This window comes from Caldibacillus sp. 210928-DFI.2.18, assembly GCF_020554505.1.
Lineage (GTDB): Bacteria > Bacillota > Bacilli > Bacillales > Caldibacillaceae > Caldifermentibacillus > Caldifermentibacillus hisashii.
This window is the reverse complement of the sequence record NZ_JAJCHL010000006.1, coordinates 45,320-64,164: the sequence shown is the minus strand read 5'-3', so window position 1 is coordinate 64,164 and position 18,845 is coordinate 45,320. Positions and strand designations below refer to the sequence as shown.

At 39.4% G+C, this 18,845-nt stretch carries 16 protein-coding genes; 12 read left to right on the top strand and 4 right to left on the bottom strand.

The features are described 5' to 3' along the window. The first annotated feature begins 358 nt into the window (after positions 1-358). Together LIZ98_RS02955 and LIZ98_RS02950 are read left to right on the top strand one after the other, a co-directional pair. Entirely contained in the window at positions 359-1,663 is a 1,305-nt protein-coding gene (locus tag LIZ98_RS02955; protein WP_227138925.1) for an HD domain-containing protein, read from the top strand. A gap of 69 nt (positions 1,664-1,732) precedes the next feature. After that, on the top strand, positions 1,733-2,254 hold the full coding sequence (locus tag LIZ98_RS02950) for a YwgA family protein (protein WP_041844691.1): 522 nt from the start codon (positions 1,733-1,735) through the stop codon (positions 2,252-2,254). Between the two features lie 96 nt (positions 2,255-2,350). On the opposite strand, the gene LIZ98_RS02945 is transcribed toward LIZ98_RS02950, so the two are convergent. Continuing rightward, positions 2,351-2,536 (bottom strand): 2-hydroxymuconate tautomerase, encoded by a 186-nt coding sequence (locus LIZ98_RS02945; RefSeq protein WP_041844690.1) that lies wholly within the window; start codon positions 2,534-2,536, stop codon positions 2,351-2,353. Between the two features lie 147 nt (positions 2,537-2,683). On the opposite strand from LIZ98_RS02945, the gene LIZ98_RS02940 reads away from it, so the two are divergent. Beyond that, a complete protein-coding gene (locus LIZ98_RS02940) occupies positions 2,684-3,337 on the top strand; it encodes a site-2 protease family protein (protein ID WP_227138926.1) in 654 nt (217 codons plus the stop codon). A 94-nt stretch (positions 3,338-3,431) separates the two neighbouring features. Beyond that, on the top strand, positions 3,432-3,950 hold the full coding sequence (locus LIZ98_RS02935; RefSeq protein ID WP_227091887.1) for a YwhD family protein: 519 nt from the start codon (positions 3,432-3,434) through the stop codon (positions 3,948-3,950). Positions 3,951-4,173: 223 nt separating this feature from the next. Here LIZ98_RS02935 and LIZ98_RS02930 read toward each other — a convergent pair whose 3' ends face one another. Beyond that, positions 4,174-6,243, bottom strand: a complete 2,070-nt coding sequence (locus LIZ98_RS02930; RefSeq protein WP_227138927.1) for a transglycosylase domain-containing protein — start codon at positions 6,241-6,243, stop codon at positions 4,174-4,176. Positions 6,244-6,525: 282 nt separating this feature from the next. On the opposite strand from LIZ98_RS02930, the gene LIZ98_RS02925 reads away from it, so the two are divergent. Both LIZ98_RS02925 and argS read left to right on the top strand, forming a co-directional pair. Beyond that, complete coding sequence (locus tag LIZ98_RS02925; RefSeq protein WP_227138928.1) at positions 6,526-6,972, top strand: YwiB family protein; 447 nt, start codon at positions 6,526-6,528, stop codon at positions 6,970-6,972. Further along, on the top strand, positions 6,969-8,642 hold the full coding sequence (argS, locus tag LIZ98_RS02920; RefSeq protein ID WP_227138929.1) for an arginine--tRNA ligase: 1,674 nt from the start codon (positions 6,969-6,971) through the stop codon (positions 8,640-8,642). The genes LIZ98_RS02925 and argS overlap by 4 nt, the downstream gene beginning before the upstream one ends. A 120-nt stretch (positions 8,643-8,762) precedes the next feature. Here argS and LIZ98_RS02915 read toward each other — a convergent pair whose 3' ends face one another. Both LIZ98_RS02915 and cls read right to left on the bottom strand, forming a co-directional pair. Continuing rightward, positions 8,763-9,230 carry a hypothetical protein gene (locus tag LIZ98_RS02915; protein ID WP_227138930.1) on the bottom strand — a complete coding sequence of 156 codons (468 nt, stop codon included), beginning with the start codon at positions 9,228-9,230 and terminating at the stop codon, positions 8,763-8,765. A gap of 106 nt (positions 9,231-9,336) precedes the next feature. Beyond that, positions 9,337-10,536 (bottom strand): cardiolipin synthase, encoded by a 1,200-nt coding sequence (gene cls, locus LIZ98_RS02910; protein WP_227138931.1) that lies wholly within the window; start codon positions 10,534-10,536, stop codon positions 9,337-9,339. A 370-nt stretch (positions 10,537-10,906) separates the two neighbouring features. On the opposite strand from cls, the gene LIZ98_RS02905 reads away from it, so the two are divergent. From LIZ98_RS02905 to LIZ98_RS02880, 6 genes are all read left to right on the top strand, one after another. Then, entirely contained in the window at positions 10,907-13,021 is a 2,115-nt protein-coding gene (locus LIZ98_RS02905; RefSeq protein ID WP_227091892.1) for a (Fe-S)-binding protein, read from the top strand. A gap of 414 nt (positions 13,022-13,435) precedes the next feature. Next, positions 13,436-14,623 carry an acetyl-CoA C-acetyltransferase gene (locus tag LIZ98_RS02900; RefSeq protein WP_227138932.1) on the top strand — a complete coding sequence of 396 codons (1,188 nt, stop codon included), beginning with the start codon at positions 13,436-13,438 and terminating at the stop codon, positions 14,621-14,623. A 223-nt stretch (positions 14,624-14,846) separates the two neighbouring features. Beyond that, positions 14,847-15,698, top strand: coding sequence for a 3-hydroxybutyryl-CoA dehydrogenase (locus LIZ98_RS02895; protein ID WP_227138933.1), 852 nt, complete (start codon positions 14,847-14,849; stop codon positions 15,696-15,698). A 54-nt stretch (positions 15,699-15,752) separates the two neighbouring features. Continuing rightward, complete coding sequence (locus LIZ98_RS02890; protein WP_227138934.1) at positions 15,753-16,883, top strand: acyl-CoA dehydrogenase; 1,131 nt, start codon at positions 15,753-15,755, stop codon at positions 16,881-16,883. A 47-nt stretch (positions 16,884-16,930) separates the two neighbouring features. After that, a complete protein-coding gene (locus tag LIZ98_RS02885; RefSeq protein ID WP_041844998.1) occupies positions 16,931-18,064 on the top strand; it encodes an acyl-CoA dehydrogenase in 1,134 nt (377 codons plus the stop codon). 33 nt (positions 18,065-18,097) lie between these two features. After that, the gene (locus LIZ98_RS02880) at positions 18,098-18,760 is read left to right on the top strand and encodes a TetR/AcrR family transcriptional regulator (protein ID WP_227138935.1); all 663 of its coding nucleotides are present in this window, start codon (positions 18,098-18,100) and stop codon (positions 18,758-18,760) included. Positions 18,761-18,845 lie beyond the last annotated feature (85 nt).

The following is an 18,845-nucleotide window of genomic DNA, read 5'->3' as shown; positions in this document are numbered from 1 at the left end:
TTGCTTCGATTTCCACTGATTTTGTCCCATAGCAGGGGATCCAGGCAATTCTATGGGACATTTTGGCTTGATTTTCCACAAATTTTGTCTCATAGTGCTGTTCTATGAGCCAATTTTGCTTCGAATTCCGCTGATTTTGTCCAATAGTCACCCATGTAGCAAGACAACATTGGATCGCCCTCATCAAGTTTTCTTTATAGTAAGTGAAAAAAGAGAAAAATTGTTATCGTATGATATGTGCATTAAAAAGCAATATTTGTACGACGTGTCGAGAGTTTTAAAAAATTTCTTTCTTATGATGAAACGAGCACGAAAAGTCGATATAATGGAAACATGAAATAAAGGAAGAGGGTTCCATATGAGTTATGCAATGGAAAAATTAAGAGAAGAGAAAGTGTTCAAAGACCCTGTTCATCGCTATATTCATGTTCGTGACCGGGTCATTTGGGATTTGGTCGGGACAAAGGAATTTCAACGTTTAAGAAGAATCAAGCAGCTCGGGACAACATTTCTGACCTTCCACGGCGCCGAACATAGCCGTTTCAGCCATTCCCTCGGTGTGTATGAAATTGTTCGCCGCATTGTTGATGATGTTTTTAAGGGGAGGCCGGAGTGGGATGAATCCGATCGGCTTTTGTCCCTTTGTGCAGCTCTTTTACATGATTTAGGACACGGTCCGTTTTCTCATGCATTTGAGAAAGTTTTCCAGTTTGATCATGAATATTTTACCCAGGCGATCATTATGGGGGATACGGAAGTAAATCAAGTTCTCAGATTGGTTTCGGCAGATTTCCCCAAAAAGGTGGCGGAAGTGATTGCAAAAACATCGGAAAAGAAATTGGTCATTAGCCTGATTTCCAGTCAAATTGACGCAGATCGAATGGATTACTTATTAAGAGATGCCTATTTTACCGGTGTTAGCTATGGTCATTTCGACATGGAGCGAATCCTTAGGGTGATGCGACCAAAAGAGGATCAAGTTGTCTTTAAAAAGAGCGGCATGCATGCGGTTGAAGACTATATTATGAGCCGCTATCAAATGTATTGGCAAGTGTATTTTCACCCGGTTTCGCGTTCCGGTGAAGTCATTTTACAAAAAATTCTTCACCGTGCCAAAGAATTACATGAGCAATTTTATCATTTCAAACACGAACCGAAACATTTTGTTACATTGTTTGAAGGAAAACCGAAATTAAAAGATTATCTCGAATTGGATGAATCCGTCGTTCTTTATTATTTCCATGTATGGCAAGAAGAGGACGACCCGATTTTGAAAGACTTATGCTATCGCTTTTTAAACAGGCACTTATTCAAATATATCGAATTTGACCCTGCAACTGAATATAAAAAGTATATGAAACTGGTAACATTGTTTACAGAGGCAGGGATAAATCCTGAATATTATTTAGTTCTGGACTCTTCCTCGGATCTCCCCTATGATTTTTACAGACCTGGGGAAGAGGAAGAGAGACTGCCGATCCAGTTATCGATGTCGAATGGAGAAATTCGGGAACTGTCCCGAGAATCGGAAATTGTTGAAGCAATCAGCGGGAAACGAAGAACCGACCATAAATTATACTTTCCTCTTGATCTCTTGAAGGAAGAATCGACCAAGAAAAATGAGAAAAGACAAATTAGGGCATTGCTTGGGATAAATGGATAAAAAATAAATATCCGCTCTTGATTGCAGCAAAAATCAAAACAGTAGAAGCTATTGTAGGAGATGAAATGAATGCTTTTTGAACATGCCAAAATACTCCATGCCATCCGGACGGCAAAAGAGGTAGTCGGGCGCAAGAAATTGCAAAAAATGATTTACATAGCCAAAAGACTATCCTTTCCATATCAAGAAAAGTTCGACTTTCACTTTTATGGACCGTATTCAGAGGAATTGACATTACAAGTGGAAGAACTCGTTAATATGGGCTTTCTTGATGAAGTAAAGGAAAAAAAGGGCGGTTATTTTCAGTACCGTTATCAACTGACAAAAAATGGCGGGGAGTTTCTTGAGTTATTTGAGCAAAAACTGCCATCGACATTGGACGAATGTATAAATGATATGAACAAGAAAAGTTCGAGGTTTTTAGAGCTGGTCTCGACCGTTCTTTATTTTGATGCCCTACCACGGGAAGATATTTATAAAAAAATCAGCCAAGTCAAAAGTAAACAACGGTACACAAAAGAAGAGATTGATGAAGCCTTTCAATATATCGAATCATTAAAATCATTGGTAAATAACCAACAAATGGAGTAAGTTGTTCACCCGGATGATAAACGTCAGGCACTATTTGTATAACGAAACAGGGAGGACGATTTGCTATGTCCCTCCCTGTTTCGTTAAAGAACTAATTTATTTTTCACTTTCAAGTTTTCCCGCTACCGCATAATGATTTTTCTTCATTTCTTCAATAAAGACAACAACTTTATCAACACTGGCACCGGTTGTTTCTACGACAGCTTCGGTTACTTTTTCAACTAACGCTTTCTTTTGTTCGTCTGTACGACCTTCTAACATTTTGACTGTAACATACGGCATTTTGCATTCCTCCAACTATGTGAATACTACCTATTTATTATATCTTGTATATCAAGAAAAGAAAATGTGCATAAAAGTTTAAAAAGTGTGTTCTGTGCCATTAGATGGTAAAATAAAGTTTAAAAGATCAAAAAAAGGAGCGAATTTATGAGTTTTTTAGCCTTTCCTCTAAATGTTTTGCCCTATATTATCATTACGTTGATTATTGCGTTTACAGTGCATGAATATGCCCATGCCTTTGTTGCTTATAAATTTGGTGACCCGACGGCAAAAAATCAAGGCAGGCTGACGTTGAATCCGGCGGCCCATTTGGATCCGATCGGTACTATCGTGTTGTTGATTGCCGGTTTTGGTTGGGCAAGGCCGGTTCCGGTCAATCGGTTCCATTTTAAAAAGCCGAGACTGGCAGGTGTCCTTGTTTCCCTTGCCGGTCCGTTAAGTAACTTATTGCTTGCTTTTACTGGCGGACTTCTCTTGGCACTGACGATAGGATTCGGATTGGAGGGAACCGGGGGAAAGTTTCTCTATGAACTGTGTTATTGGTTTACGTATTTAAATGTAGTTTTGTTTGTTTTTAATCTGCTTCCGCTCCCGCCACTTGACGGTTATCGAATTATTCAAGACGTTGTTTCACCAGGTACGCGGGCGAAATTGTCTCAGTTTGAAATGTATGGAATGTTAATCTTTTTAGTCTTGATTGTTGTCGATCCGCTATATAATATAACGATCGGACCGGTGCTTCAAAAAATTATTCCAAATATTTTTTACGGAATCCTTGATTTTGTAGGTGGATTCTTTTAAAATTTTTAATCACTATTAGATGTTCAGCCGGAGAAATAAATTATCATGGCTACTGTTTTTAGCCATTGTGCGAAATGAAAGGGGAGGGTTTGCGATGGAAGAAAATAAAGAAAAGAAAACAGTCCAATTCAATATCATTAAAAATGATCCAACTGATGGGCATAAAGGATTCGGTACCGGTGTGTTGAATTTGGAAAATGTTACCCCTGTTTTTGTCGATGTAGAGGAAAAAACAGCTTTTGTTGATATCGGCGCCATGCATGCAAAAAGCAAAGTGGAAAAAGGAATAAAATTTTTTAAAGAGAAAGAGGTAGTTCCGAACGGGAAACCGTATTGGCTCGTCTGGGTAACGATTGAAAGGAATGAAGAAGGTCCGTATTATTATGGCGTTGCTGCTTGTGAATTAATTGTCGACCGATCGATTCGCCGTGGTTACAAATCATTACCTGAACACGTGAATCGCATGGATAAATCAATGAAAGGGCATGTGATTGTGGATCATATGGATGAACCGTCAAAACGTGTTTTAGCGGAATTTTTAAAACAACAAGAAGGCGGACTTTGGGAACGTTCCAGTGACAAGTTGAAAAAGGATCTCGGTTGTTTGGTTTAATGAAAAACTCCTTGCCGGCAATAAGTGGTAAGGAGTTTTTCGTGTGAAATGAAACTTCCATTAATGGAGTTTTTTTCATCCCAAACCTACCCTTTTTAAACTCAGAATCTTGAGGTGGGGTCTTACTTGCCCGTTAAGATGGGATGAAATGCGAAATTAACTAGTTGACCCCGGATATGAATAATTGACTTCCCGTACATCCGTCCTAAATAAATCAGGAAAGTCAGTCAATCCACTTAAACCATTTCCGGTACCACGGTGACTTTTCCGGATCCTTTGCCAGCGGTTGTTCGTCATCCGGGGAATTTGCTTCCGGTTCCGAACAATATTCGGTCGGTTCAGTTCCTTTGATAAAATACGTATACCGCTTTACCGGACAATCCTTCGTTGCAAGAAGGCCGGTTTCCGGATTGATATTTACCCCGATGACTCCCGGAGTCGGTTTGAATATTTGATCGGGCTTACCCTCCAGAGCATTTTCCATTATGTCAACCCAAATATTTTTAGCAAATTGCCTTTCATCCGTTCGATTAATCGATTTCCCTTGATCATAACCGGTCCAGACGGCGGTTACTAATTTCGGGGTAAAACCGATCATCCAACTGTCCATGTTCGTTGATCCGGATTTTCCGGCATAGGTTTTCGTTGTTTTTGAGAGAATGCTTTGCCCGGTTACATTTGTGTAGCCATTCAGTTTTTCATCAAAAATCCCGGTCAACATATGGTTCATAACAAAAGTTATATCTGGATCCAGTACTTGAACCGCTTCTTTTTCCTGCTCATAAATTACCTTGCCTTTAGAATCCACAACTTTTGTAATAAACACCGGTTCGACACTTTTGCCTCCATTGGCAAGTAAGCTATAGGCATTGGCCATTTCAATAAGCCGGACATTGGATGTTCCCAATGCCAATGACGGAACTTCATCAAGGTCCGATTCGATCCCAAACTTTTTCGCTGTTTCAACTAAGGTTTCCATTCCTAAGAAAAGATGTGTTTTAACGGCATAAATATTATCGGATAGAGCGAGTGCTTGCATAAGTGTAATATCATCATCAGCATATTTGTGATTGAAATTTTCCGGTGTATATTTTTCTCTGCCGTCATCAAAGGTAAATGTCGTTAATTCACTGCGAAACGTGGATACCGGTGTAAATCCTCTTTCTAGGGCGGCGTAATAAAGAATCGGTTTTATTGTGGATCCCGGCTGTCTCACCGCTTGAGTTGCCCGGTTGAAACTGGATTCCTGATAATCACGTCCACCGATAAGCGCTTGAACATACCCGGTTTTCGGTTCCATCACGACGACCGCTGTTTGAATTAATGAATTTTCCGGTATCGTCTTCTTTACTTGTTCCTCCACAACTTTTTGCAGTTTCGAATCTAAGGTAGTAAAAACTTTTAATCCGCCAAGTTCAATGGTTCGCTCATCTAAACCAATTTTCGATTTTAATTGCGTATTAACAACATCTTGAAAATAGGGTGCCGTCGTTCCTTGTTTATCACCGAGATTTCCGGCAAAATCAATGTTTGCGCTTTTTGCCTTCTGTGCTTCTTCATTCGAAATGAACCCTTGTTTTGCCATCTCGGATAAAATGAGTTCTTGTCTTGCTTTTGCTTTGTCATAGGAAATAAATGGTGAAAAGCTATTCGGACCTTTTGGAATCCCGGCCAACAAGGCAGCTTCATGCAGGTTCAAATCCTTGGCATTTTTATTAAAATAATAACGACTGGCAGCCTCAATTCCGTAAGTCCCGTGACCGTAATAAATTGTATTTAAATAGCCTTCTAAAATTTCTTTTTTTGAGTAATTCGCTTCTAAACGAATTGTATAAAAAGCTTCTTTTATTTTTCGCGCCAAAGTTTTTTCATGACTTAAAAACAAATTGCGGGCATATTGCTGTGAGATGGTACTAGCCCCTTGTACTTTTGCCATTGCTTTGAAATCGGCAATTAAAGCGCCGGCAATCCGCTTTGGGTCAAATCCAATATGGGAATAAAAGCGTTGATCTTCAATCGCCAATGTTGCGTTAATTAAGTCAGGTGAGATTTCATCAAGATTTACCCAATATCGCTTTTGTCCGTTATGCGATTCACCGATAACGGTCCCGTCCTCCGCATAATAAATGGTAGACTGGGGGATTTCAATCGGTGGAGGACCTGACAGTTTTGCAATCATATATGTCGTAAAAATTGTGAAAAACCCGATGATAACCGAACATGCACCGATCAATAATAATAGATGAATATATTTCACTGTTTTGCGGAAATACGGGTTTGTTTTCAGTTCCAATAATTTAACCCCCCTTTAACACTAGAATCTTGCACAATACCCTGTTATTATTATGGAAATTCCTTTTATACTTTAAACCTGATTTTTCAAAAACTGATCATAATAGAATGGGAAAATTTGCAGAGCCAAACGAATAGGGTTGCATACATACCGGATAAAGCCTCTGTCATTATAATTGTTGAGATTGAATTCATGCAGTAAAACAGATAAAATATTATTGTGAAGTAGTAACGGATGAGGACAGATTACCGGTATGTCGGCTCCGGTTAAGGATGTGGAAATGTGAAAACATCTGGAACACCAGTGAAAATTACATTGGATATACATATCAATCGAGATGGTCATCATGAGGATTTTGAATTTATTGTATTTGGTCATTATTATAAAAGAAATGCGACCTCTTATTACATTTATGATGAAGTTTGGGAAAATGGAAAAACGCATACGATTGTCAAATATATCGATGGCAAAGTCCCTGAGATACAAATATTACGAACAGGGACTTTGAACATGAGACTCTTTTTTAAAGAAAATGAAGTCATGAAAGGTTCATATAAAACAAATATCGGTACGTTTAAAGTTGAAACAAGTACAAAAGACCTTGAATATGATTGGGATAAACAAATGAAACAAGGAAAGATGAACATAAATTATCATTTTTTTATTGAACAAATTGAAGTGGGTACATATCAACTTCAATTTACATTTAAGGAGGAAAAAGGATTATGAGCATCGTATCGCAGATTCAACAAAATCTGAAGGAAGAAATCAAACATGCTGTTCTCCGGGCGGGATTAGCCGAAGAAAACCAATTACCTGCTATCATTCTTGAAAAACCAAAGGAAAAGGCACATGGTGATTATTCAACAAATATTGCCATGCAGTTAGCACGGATTGCCAAAAAAGCTCCGCGGCAGATTGCAGAGGAAATCATCCATCATGTGAATAAGGAAAATGTATCGGTTCAAAAAATTGATATTGCCGGTCCCGGATTTATTAACTTTTTTATGGACAATCATTATTTAACGCAATTGATCCCGACCATTATTCATGAAGGGGAAAATTATGGGAAGTCCGATTTTGGTAAAGGTGAGAAAATTCAAGTAGAATTTGTTTCGGCTAATCCGACCGGTGACCTCCATCTCGGGCATGCGCGGGGAGCGGCTGTCGGTGATTCGTTATGCAATATTTTAGCTGCTGCAGGATACGATGTGACTCGAGAATATTACATTAATGATGCAGGGAATCAAATCCATAACTTGGCATTGTCCGTTGAAGCCCGCTATTTCCAGGCACTCGGATTAGAAAAGGAAATGCCGGCTGACGGATACCACGGTCAAGATATCATTGAAATCGGGAAAAGTCTTGCCAACGAATATGGTGACAAATTTGTCCATGCCCCTGAAGAAGAACGTTATGAATTTTTCAGGACCTATGCTTTGAATAAAGAAATGGAGAAGTTGAAAAAGGACTTGGAAGATTTCCGTGTGAAATTCGATGTTTGGTACAGTGAAACTTCTTTGTATAAAAACGGAAAAATTGACGAGGCTTTAAAGGCTTTGCAAGAAAAAGGGCAGATTTACGAAAAGGATGGTGCCATTTGGCTGAAAACCGAGGCACTGGGCGATGATAAAGACCGTGTATTAAGGAAATCGGACGGAAGTTATACCTATTTTACCCCTGACCTTGCTTACCATAAAGATAAATTTGAACGAGGCTTTTCTAAAGTGATTAATATTTGGGGAGCCGACCATCATGGCTATATTCCGCGGATGAAAGCAGCCATGGAAGCACTTGGATTCGACCGTAATGCATTGGAAGTAAAAATTATTCAAATGGTGCAATTATATAAAAACGGCGAAAAAATGAAAATGAGTAAAAGAACCGGAAAAGCAGTCACGATGCGGGAGCTTGTGGAAGAAGTCGGCTTGGACGCAACCCGTTACTTTTTTGTCATGAGAAGCTCGGATACGCATCTTGATTTTGATTTGGACTTAGCCGTATCCCAATCGAATGAAAATCCGGTTTATTATGTTCAATATGCGCATGCTCGGATTTGCAGTATTTTACGTCAAAGTGAAGAATTGGGAATCTCGTTCAGTGCGGATAACATAGACTTATCACTGATTACTGAAGAAAAGGAATATGATGTACTAAAAAAATTAGGAGAGTTCCCGCAAGTCATTATTGAGGCTGCGGAAAAGCGGGCACCACATCGAGTTACGAATTATATTCATGACTTGGCGTCGACCTTCCATAGTTTTTACAATGCAATAAAGGTACTTGATCAGGATAACTTGGAACAGACGAAAGCTCGGTTAGCCCTAGTAAAGGCCGTTCAGTTAACGTTGAAAAACGCTCTAACTTTAATTGGTGTTCATGCACCGGAGAAAATGTGATGGAGCAAAAATGACTATACCAAAAAACTTGAAGGAGTGGGACCGGATGTGGTTTCACTTCTTTTTTTCAAAAAAAACAAGGGCGAGCCCTTTGAATAGAAATAACATTGGATTATTTGATTATCTACTCATGATTGCGTTAATGTCCATCTCTACTTTTTTAAACTTTTCGGAGACAATATTAAACACTTGTCGTTGTTCATCCAGCTTGCTGTTCGTATAACTAAAGTTACTCCGAAGTTCTGTACCGAGATTGTTAATTTTAACTTCAAGTTCACTTTGATTTTTTTCGAGATTGCCCATCCGGGTTCCCAGCTTATTCATATTCATTGCCAACTGTTCCTGATTATGTTCAAGCTTATCCATTCGGGATTCAAGCTTGTCCATTCGGGATTCAAGTTTGTCCATTCGGGATTCAAGCTTGTCCATCCGGGATTCAAGTTTGTCCATCCGGGATTCAAGTTTGTCCATTCTTAAAACTAACTGTTCTTGGTTTTGCTCAAGCTTGTCCATCCTTGTTTCGAGTCGGACTTGTCCCTGCTTAATTTCTTTTACCTCGTGTAAAATTTGATTCAAGAGTTCTTCCACGACACCACCTCCCAGCAGTTTTTAATAATTATACCAAATGGATTTACTTTTTTCAGCAAAATTACAGATGTATTTTATGGATTCCGCTTCAAGCAATAAGGGCTGTTTACAACAAAGGTGAAAGAACAAAGGCGATCCATTCTTTTAACACAACATGAAATTTTTGCCTTTCGAGTTTTCGAAAATGAAGCGGGGTTGATTTCGATAAGTCAATTTCAGCAATTTCCAACATGCGCAAAACCAATTCTCGATCGTAAAAAATGCTGTTCATTTCATAATTATAATAAAAACTTCTTTTATCAAAATTTGCTGTCCCGATTGAACAAATATCATCATCAATAATAAAAACTTTGGCGTGATAAAATCCGCTTCGGTACTGATAAACTTTACATCCAAGTTTTAAAAGTTGCCGTAAATACCGATAAGATGCTTCCTTGATAAACGGATGATCACTAATTTCCGGAACAACCAAGGTAATGTCTACACATCTTTTAAGAGATTGTTTTAATTCGGAAAAGGCTTTTTTCCCCGGTATAAAATACGGTGTTCCGATAACAATTTTTCGTTTTGCTGATCGTAACAATTCGCAAATTTTTTCCTCAAGATCCTTGCCCTCAAAAGAATAAAAGCGATGTTTGATATCCCCCTTTGGTAAGACAGGGAAATAGTTCGATTTTTTCATTTTAACATTCGTTGCCGTTTTCCAATCAGTTAAAAACTGTGTTTGTAAATCTTGAACACCTTCTCCGGTAAAACGAACATGGCAGTCTCGCCAAGGATTTAACACTTCATCTCGGTTCACATATTCCTTACCAATATTAAAACCGCCAAGAAAACCAATTTTCCCGTCAATGACAATAATTTTTCGATGATTGCGGCTTTGGGATGTATATAGAAAAAATGGGAACTTCGGCACATGACAAAAGGCGATTTCAATTCCCTTCTTACGCAATTCCTTCATCCGTCTACGGGGAAATTGTAAACTTCCGAGCCAATCAATTAAAAGCCTGACCTCAATCCCCTCATTAACCTTTTTTTCCATTAATTCGAGAACAAGGGTGCCAAACGGGTCATCACGAAAAATATAAAACTGTACGTGAATATGATGCCGGGCTGTTTTCATATCTTGAACCATTTGTCTAAAAAGCTCTGTCCCATTGATAAAAATATCAATATTACTGTGGCGTATTGGAAATTGGTATATATGCATATTCTGTAAGTGTTGCTTCCTTCCAAAATAAAAGTCAACAAAAAGCAAAACAATCACTAGGAAAGGAATGATAAAAAACAGAAAGATAATATGCAAGGGGGCACCCTCCCGTAACGAACAATTTAAATTGAACTTTTGAACTAAAAGGATAGTTTCCCCAAACCGCATTAGGTTATACAATCAAGGGTGAGCCTTAAGAAGTTTTCCTAAAAAACAAATGCCAAAACTAAAAGAATTGTGGTATTATAAATAAAAATCATACTATTTTTTGTGTAAAATCTTCAAAAAACCTTTTTTGGTCCTTAACAAGTCAATTACATAGCAGTTCGTATAAATAATTTTTAAAAAAAACAAACAAAATTATTGACTGAATGCTCATTCATTATATAATAGAAGTAAGTGAATAAGGACTGTTGTTTAAAAAAATCATCATGGGGATTGGGATTACGAAAAAGGGGGAAACATAATGAGCCAATCATTGCTGGCGGTTAACTGGATTGCAACAATTGCTGTAATCGCTTACGGGGTATATTTATTTATCTATCTCATAAAAACAAGACTCTCCTATATTAAATTAGGGAAGAAAGAAGAATTTGACCGTAAATTTAAAGAACGCTTTCAGAAAATATGGGTTTATGTATTTGGTCAAAAGAAATTGCTGAAAGATAAAAAAAGTGGTGCCATTCATGTCATGTTTTTCTATGGATTCATTCTTGTCCAATTTGGTGCCATCGATTTCATTGTGAAGGGGTTAATTCCCGGCGCCCACTTGCCTTTTGGACCATTGTATCCGGGATTCACCTTCTTCCAAGAAATTGTTACGTTCATTATTTTAGTTGCGGTTGTTTGGGCATTTTATCGGCGGTATATTGAGAAACTGGTTCGTTTGAAACGCGGTCTAAAAAACGGACTCGTTCTTATATTTATTGGAAGTTTGATGATATCCGTTTTAGTCGGAAACGGAATGGCGCAAATTTGGCACGGCCATGAACCTACTTGGACAGAACCGATAGCTTCATTAATTGCTACTGGATTTTCCTGGATTGGTGAAACAGCAAGTATTGTTGTATTTTACATAGCTTGGTGGATTCACTTACTCGTTTTACTAACATTCTTAGTTTATGTACCGCAATCCAAACATGCGCACTTAATTGCAGGTCCGGCTAACGTGTTCTTAAATCGGTTAGATAATCCCGGTAAACTCCGGCCGATTGATTTTGAAGATGAAACACAAGAATCCTTTGGTGCCGGGAAAATAACGGATTTCACCCAATACCAATTGGTGGATCTATATGCATGCGTTGAGTGCGGGCGCTGTACCAATATGTGTCCGGCAACTGGTACGGGGAAAATGTTGTCGCCGATGGACTTAATTGTAAAGATGCGTGACCATTTGACCAATTATGGAGCGGCCGTCACATCAAAAACACCTTGGGTACCCGGATTCCTATTTTCGAATTCAGTAGGCAATCAATTGGCCCTGCAAGCAAGAGGCCTCGGGGCACAAGAATCGGCAGCAACATCAATTTATGATAAAAATTTAATCGGTGATATTATTACCGAAGAAGAAATTTGGGCTTGTACAACTTGTCGGAACTGTGAAGATCAATGTCCGGTTATGAATGAACATGTGGATAAAATTATTGACCTTCGTCGTTATCTTGTTTTAACGGAAGGAAAAATGAAACCTGATGCCCAGCGTGCCATTCAAAATATTGAAAAACAAGGCAATCCGTGGGGCTTGAACAAGAAAGATCGGGAAAATTGGCGTGACCTTCGTGATGATGTGGAAATCCCAACGGTAAAAGAACTGAAGAAAAAAGGGGAAGAATTCGAATACTTATTCTGGGTTGGTTCCATGGGGTCCTATGATAACCGAAGCCAAAAAATTGCCCTATCCTTTGCCAGATTGCTAAATGAAGCAGGCGTGAAATTTGCGATTTTAGGAAATAAAGAAAGAAATTCCGGGGATACGGCTCGTCGTCTCGGTAACGAATTTCTCTTCCAAGAACTGGCAACAAAAAATATTGAGGAATTTGAGAAAAATGATGTAAAGAAAATTATCACGATTGACCCGCACGCATACAATATTTTTAAAAATGAGTATCCGGACTTTGGTTTAAAAGCTGAAGTTTACCACCATACCGAAATATTGTATGATCTTGTGAAAAAAGGAAAATTAAAACCAATTTATGAAGTTAATGAAACGATTACCTTCCATGACTCATGTTATCTCGGTCGTTACAATGAAGTGTATGATCCGCCGCGGGAAATTTTGAAAGCCATCAAAGGTGTGAAATTGGTGGAAATGGAAAGAAACCGTGAAACAGGCATGTGCTGTGGTGCCGGCGGTGGTCTCATGTGGACGGAAGAAGATACCGGTCATCGGATTAATGTTGCCAGAACCGAACAAGCGTTAAAAGTAAATCCGGATATTATCAGTTCCGGCTGCCCGTATTGTTTAACAATGTTATCAGACGGAACGAAGGCAAAAGAAGTAGAAGAAACCGTAAAAACATACGATGTGGCTGAAATATTGGAAAAAGCCGTTTGCGGTGAAAGAAAAGAATTAGTTTCGTAAATTTGTCATGAGCAAAAAATAAATTTATTATATTAATAGATAGTGGAGGGGATGGATTAGATTTCCCCTCTACCTTTAGATACATCATCGAGCGAGCGTTCAGTCAATGTGTTTCAAGAGCTTTTCTATCATCTGCATAATTTTGTAACCGTTAACAATAGGGGTGAACGGGCTTTGGAATTGTTTTAGAAGTACAAGAATCTGGGTAGAAAGGAAATTTGTTCAATTTTAAAGAAAACTCGGGCGTCCGAGCCTTTAGGCGATGGCAAAGCCGCAAGAGCACTTATACTTAATTCTTAAAATTTCCAACTACGTCGAATTCGCTTCTTTGCTGGAAATTTATACTTTCTTAACGTATTAAAAAAACTATATACATAGTTTTTAAGATACTTATATTTTATAAGGGGGATTTTTATGGGAAAAACGGTTATTTTAGAAGGGGCAAGAACACCGTTTGGGAAATTAAACGGCAGTTTAAGCGGTTTATCCGCAACGGAATTGGGCGGAGTAGCCATTAAAGGGGCGCTAGAAAGAGCAAACGTTCAACCGGAAGAAGTGGAACATGTTTTGCTTGGTACGGTTTTACAAGGCGGTCAAGGTCAATTACCATCAAGGCAGGCAGCACGGAACGCCAATATCCCGTGGCAAACAAGTACAGAGACGATTAATAAAGTTTGTGCTTCAGGGATGAGAAGTGTTGCTTTGGCTGATTTGCTTATTCGTGCCGGCGAAAAAGAGATAATTGTTGCCGGTGGAATGGAATCGATGTCCAATGCCCCGTATATTTTACCAAAGGCAAGAAACGGTTACCGGATGGGCCATGGACAGCTTATCGACTTAATGATTTATGACGGTCTCACCTGCAGTTTTACCGGTGTTCATATGGGAACATACGGAAACAGTACTGCCGAGGAATTGGGACTGACCCGGGAAGCACAGGATCAATGGGCATTACGCAGTCATGAGCGGGCATGTGCCGCAATCGAGTCCGGAACGCTTCAAGAAGAAATTGTTCCGGTTGAAATTGTGCAGAGGAAGGGGCAGCCGATTGTTGTATCAACAGATGAAGCACCAAGGAAAGATACGTCATTGGAAAAATTAGCCAATCTCAAACCTGCCTTTGATAAAAATGGAACCATCACCGCAGGAAATGCACCGGGGGTTAACGATGGTGCTTGTGCATTAGTTTTAATGAGTGAAGAAAAAGCGGAAAAACAAGGGAAAAAACCGCTGGCAAAAATTCTTGCCAATGCGACGGTAGCGGTAGAGGCAAAAGATTTCCCGAAGACTCCAGGACTGGTTATTAATCTATTGTTGGAAAAAGTCGGTAAAACTGCGAAAGACATTGATCTGTTTGAAATTAATGAGGCATTTTCAGCGGTTACACTTGCGTCCGCACAAATTGCCGGATTGGATTTGGAAAAGGTGAATGTAAATGGCGGTGCCGTTGCTTTAGGACATCCAATCGGAGCAAGCGGGGCGAGAATTATTTTAACATTAGCCTATGAATTGAGAAGAAGAGGCGGTGGCCTTGGAATAGCAGCTATTTGTTCCGGCGGCGGTCAAGGGGATGCTATTTTAATTGAAGTCCCGAAACAATAAGTGGAAGGGTGCTATTTTAAAAACGAACATCGAGGCACGAGTCATTTCTAAAACATGCTGACAGTTGGGTTTTATCAAATACTAGTGGCATATGACCATTCATTATCGAAATCGAAATTTCATATTTTGAAAGCCAACCGGTAACAATGAGCGATATTGCCGGTGGATTTAAATACTAAATGGGACTTAATATAGAAAAATTTTTCAACAGGAGGTAGAACAGATGGATGTACAAAAAATTATGGTTGTAGGTAGTGGCCAAATGGGTTCAGGGATTGCCCAAGTTTGTGCACAAGCAGGCTATGAAGTCATATTACATGACATCAATCAAGAGGCAGTGGACAAAGGGATGGCTGGTATATACGGGCGACTTACAAAACAGGTAGCGAAAGGAAAAATGACCGAAGAGGAAAAGACATCTACCATTAACCGGATGAGTTCATCAACCAATCTTGAGGACGGCTCAACATGCGATGTTGTCATTGAAGCCGTCATAGAAAATATGGAGACGAAAAAGAGTATTTTCCGACAGCTGGATGAAATCACTCCAAAAGATACGATTTTAGCTACAAATACATCATCTTTGCCGATAACAGAGATCGCTTCGGTAACAAGTCGGCCGGAAAAGGTAATCGGTATGCATTTTATGAATCCGGTGCCGGTTATGAAACTGGTTGAAGTTATCCGCGGGCTGGCAACGAGTGATGAAACATATAAAACAATTTATACGATTGCAAGAAATTTGAATAAAGAACCGGTTGAGGTAAATGACTTTCCCGGTTTTGTCTCAAACCGCATTTTAATTCCGATGATCAATGAAGCCATTTATACATTATATGAGGGTGTTGCCTCAAAAGAAGCCATTGACAGTGTCATGAAACTCGGTATGAACCATCCGATGGGTCCGCTAACATTGGCGGATATGATCGGGCTGGATACATGTCTGTTTATAATGGAGACATTGTTTGAAGGTTTAGGTGATGATAAGTACCGGCCATGTCCATTATTACGGAAATATGTAAGTGCCGGTTGGTTAGGCAGAAAAACCGGCCGCGGGTTTTACGTATATAAGTAAACGAAACAAATATTTTCTATTTTTCAAAGACAACACTGAAAGGGGCAAACATATATGCATCTGCAATTTACCGAAGAACAATTGTTGCTCCAGAAAATGGTTCGAGATTTTGCTGAAAAAGAGATTGCGCCCTTTGTTTCAAACATGGAAGCGGGACAGTTTCCCCGACAGCTCATAAAAAAAATGGGGGAACTCGGTTTAATGGGAATCCCGATTCCAATCGAATATGGCGGTACCGGAATGGATTTCACCGCCTATATGATGGCAATTCATGAAATAGCCAAAGTGAGTCCGACACTTGCAGTTATTTTATCCGTGCATACCTCGGTCGGTACCTATCCGATTTTGAACTTTGGGACAGAAGAGCAAAAGCAGCAATATATCCCAAAATTGGCAAACGGAAAGTACCTAGGTGCCTTTTGCTTAACTGAACCGAATGCCGGCTCGGATGTAGGCAGTCTTTCAACAAGGGCGGTTAAAGATGGCGATCATTATGTCATTAACGGCAGTAAGATATTTATAACAAACGGCGGGGAAGCGGATGTATATATTGTCTTCGTAAAAACAAATCCCGCCCTCGGTTCTAAAGGAATTAGCGCATTTATTGTCGAAAAAAATACACCGGGTTTTATCATCGGTAAAAATGAACAAAAGATGGGCTTGCATGGTTCCAAAACAGTCCAAATTATGTTTGATCATCTTCGTGTCCATGAAAGTCAACGGCTCGGCAAAGAAGGAGAAGGCTATAAAATTGCCATGGCCAACCTTGATGCGGGACGAATTGGAATTGCCGCCCAAGCTTTAGGTATTGCAGAAGGGGCATTTTTACAAGCCAACGCTTATGCAAAAGAGCGGAGGCAATTCGGGGTTCCGATTATTGAAAACCAAGGCATTAGTTTTAAATTAGCTGAGATGGCGACACAGATTGAAGCGGCGAAATTACTCGTTTATCGAGCTACCTACTTGAAAGGGACAGGAATAAACTGTTCAAAAGAAGCTTCCATGGCGAAAATGTTTGCTTCCAATACGGCAATGGAGGTAACGACCGAAGCGATCCAAATTTTTGGCGGCTATGGGTATATAAAAGAGTATGATGTGGAGCGCTATTTTCGTGATGCAAAAATAACCCAAATATACGAAGGAACAAATGAAATTCAAAAAGTCGTGATTACAAAATATTTATAATTTTCCATTCATAATCGTATCAGTTTTTAAAAAAAAGGGGGATATCTATGCAATTTACATTATCTGAAGAACATGAAATGATTCGAAAAATGGTCCGTGATTTTGCCATCAATGAAGTAGCACCTACCGCCAGTGAACGGGATGAAGAGGAACGATTTGATCGGGAAATATTTGATCAAATGGCCGAGCTTGGTTTAACCGGAATTCCATGGCCGGAAGAATACGGCGGTATTGGCAGCGACTTTTTAGCCTATGCCATTGCGGTAGAGGAATTATCCCGGGTTTGTGCTTCGACGGGCGTTACATTATCTGCACATACATCGCTTGCAGGTTGGCCGATTTTTAAATTTGGAACAGAAGAACAGAAACAAAAATATTTAAAACCGATGGCGCAAGGGAAGAAAATCGGAGCTTACTGTCTGACGGAATCCGGCTCGGGGTCAGATGCAGGCGGGATGAAAACAATGGCAAGAAAAGAAGGGGATCATTACGTTTTAAACGGTTCGAAAATATTTATTACCAATGGCGGAGTTGCTGAAATTTATGTCGTTTTTGCCACCACGGACCCTGAGTCAAAACATAAAGGGACGACTGCATTTATTGTAGAAAGCAACTTTTCCGGATTTAAAGTAGGGAAAAAGGAAAAGAAAATGGGCATTCGTTCATCCCCGACAACGGAAATCATTTTTGAAGATTGCATTGTCCCGCAAGAAAATGTTTTAGGTGAAGAAGGTCAAGGCTTCAAAATTGCAATGATGACATTAGATGGAGGAAGAAACGGGATTGCGGCTCAAGCAGTCGGTATTGCCCAAGGCGCATTAGATGCTGCCGTTAGTTATGCAAAAGAACGGGTCCAATTTGGGAAACCGATTATCGCCAATCAAGGGATATCGTTTAAATTAGCAGATATGGCAACAAATATTGAAGCGGCAAGATTACTAACATATCAAGCAGCTTGGTTGGAATCGGCCGGACTGCCGTATGGAAAAGCGTCTGCCATGGCTAAATTATTTGCCGGAGATACAGCCATGAAGGTAACGACCGAAGCTGTTCAAGTTTTCGGCGGTTATGGATATACAAAAGAATATCCGGTGGAAAGATTTATGCGTGATGCAAAAATAACTCAAATTTATGAAGGTACCCAAGAAATTCAGCGTTTAGTCATTTCCCGGATGCTCTAATTAAGAAAGTCTTAATGGAAAGCAGGTGGTCCTTTGGCAGAAAAACAAAAAGTCTACGCTTCCGTAAAAGATGAGCGATTGATTAATATTCGCCGGGAGCAAATGGTTAAAGGGGCCATCTCTCTTTTTAAGGAGAAGGGATTTCATCGTACGACGACAAGGGAGATTGCCCGCAAAGCCGGTTTCAGTATTGGAACCCTTTATGAATACATTCGTTCCAAGGAAGATATTTTATATTTAGTTTGTGATCAAATATATGATGAAGTTCAGTCGAAAATTCAGGACGCACTTGATTTGAAAAAAGTCACCATTGAAACGATTCGGGAAGGAATTACTTCATATTTCCTGGTGATTGATGAATTGCAGGATGAGGTTTTGGTGTTATATCAAGAGGCGAAATCATTGACAAAAGAATCGTTGCCATATGTTTTGAAAAAGGAAATGCAAATGGTGGCTATGTTTGAACAGTTGATTCAATTGTTTAGTGAAAACTACGGCCTGCTTTTAAAGGATAAAGAAATAAAATTGTTGGCTCATAATATTTTTGTTCATGGGCAAATGTGGAGCTTCCGCCGGTGGGCATTACAAAAAATATACACACTAGATGAATATACCAATATGCAGGTTGAACTGTTTATCCAAGGGGTGCAAACTTTCTCCGGGAAAAAGGGTGATCATCCATTTAAGCCAGCTTAAACGCAAGGCAAAAAGCATTTTTCGTGTTGCGGGTATAAATCTGACCAGAAAACAATTTTTGACACGTAGTTCAAAAAGTATTCGT

Excerpts from the sequence above, each read along its gene's own strand:
- LIZ98_RS02955 (WP_227138925.1), top strand. The coding sequence starts at position 359 with ATGAGTTATGCAATGGAAAAATTAAGAGAAGAGAAAGTGTTCAAAGAC.
- LIZ98_RS02950 (WP_041844691.1), top strand. The coding sequence starts at position 1,733 with ATGCTTTTTGAACATGCCAAAATACTCCATGCCATCCGGACGGCAAAA.
- LIZ98_RS02945 (WP_041844690.1), bottom strand. The coding sequence starts at position 2,536 with ATGCCGTATGTTACAGTCAAAATGTTAGAAGGTCGTACAGACGAACAA.
- LIZ98_RS02940 (WP_227138926.1), top strand. The coding sequence starts at position 2,684 with ATGAGTTTTTTAGCCTTTCCTCTAAATGTTTTGCCCTATATTATCATT.
- LIZ98_RS02935 (WP_227091887.1), top strand. The coding sequence starts at position 3,432 with ATGGAAGAAAATAAAGAAAAGAAAACAGTCCAATTCAATATCATTAAA.
- argS (WP_227138929.1), top strand. The coding sequence starts at position 6,969 with ATGAGCATCGTATCGCAGATTCAACAAAATCTGAAGGAAGAAATCAAA.
- LIZ98_RS02905 (WP_227091892.1), top strand. The coding sequence starts at position 10,907 with ATGAGCCAATCATTGCTGGCGGTTAACTGGATTGCAACAATTGCTGTA.
- LIZ98_RS02900 (WP_227138932.1), top strand. The coding sequence starts at position 13,436 with ATGGGAAAAACGGTTATTTTAGAAGGGGCAAGAACACCGTTTGGGAAA.
- LIZ98_RS02895 (WP_227138933.1), top strand. The coding sequence starts at position 14,847 with ATGGATGTACAAAAAATTATGGTTGTAGGTAGTGGCCAAATGGGTTCA.
- LIZ98_RS02890 (WP_227138934.1), top strand. The coding sequence starts at position 15,753 with ATGCATCTGCAATTTACCGAAGAACAATTGTTGCTCCAGAAAATGGTT.
- LIZ98_RS02885 (WP_041844998.1), top strand. The coding sequence starts at position 16,931 with ATGCAATTTACATTATCTGAAGAACATGAAATGATTCGAAAAATGGTC.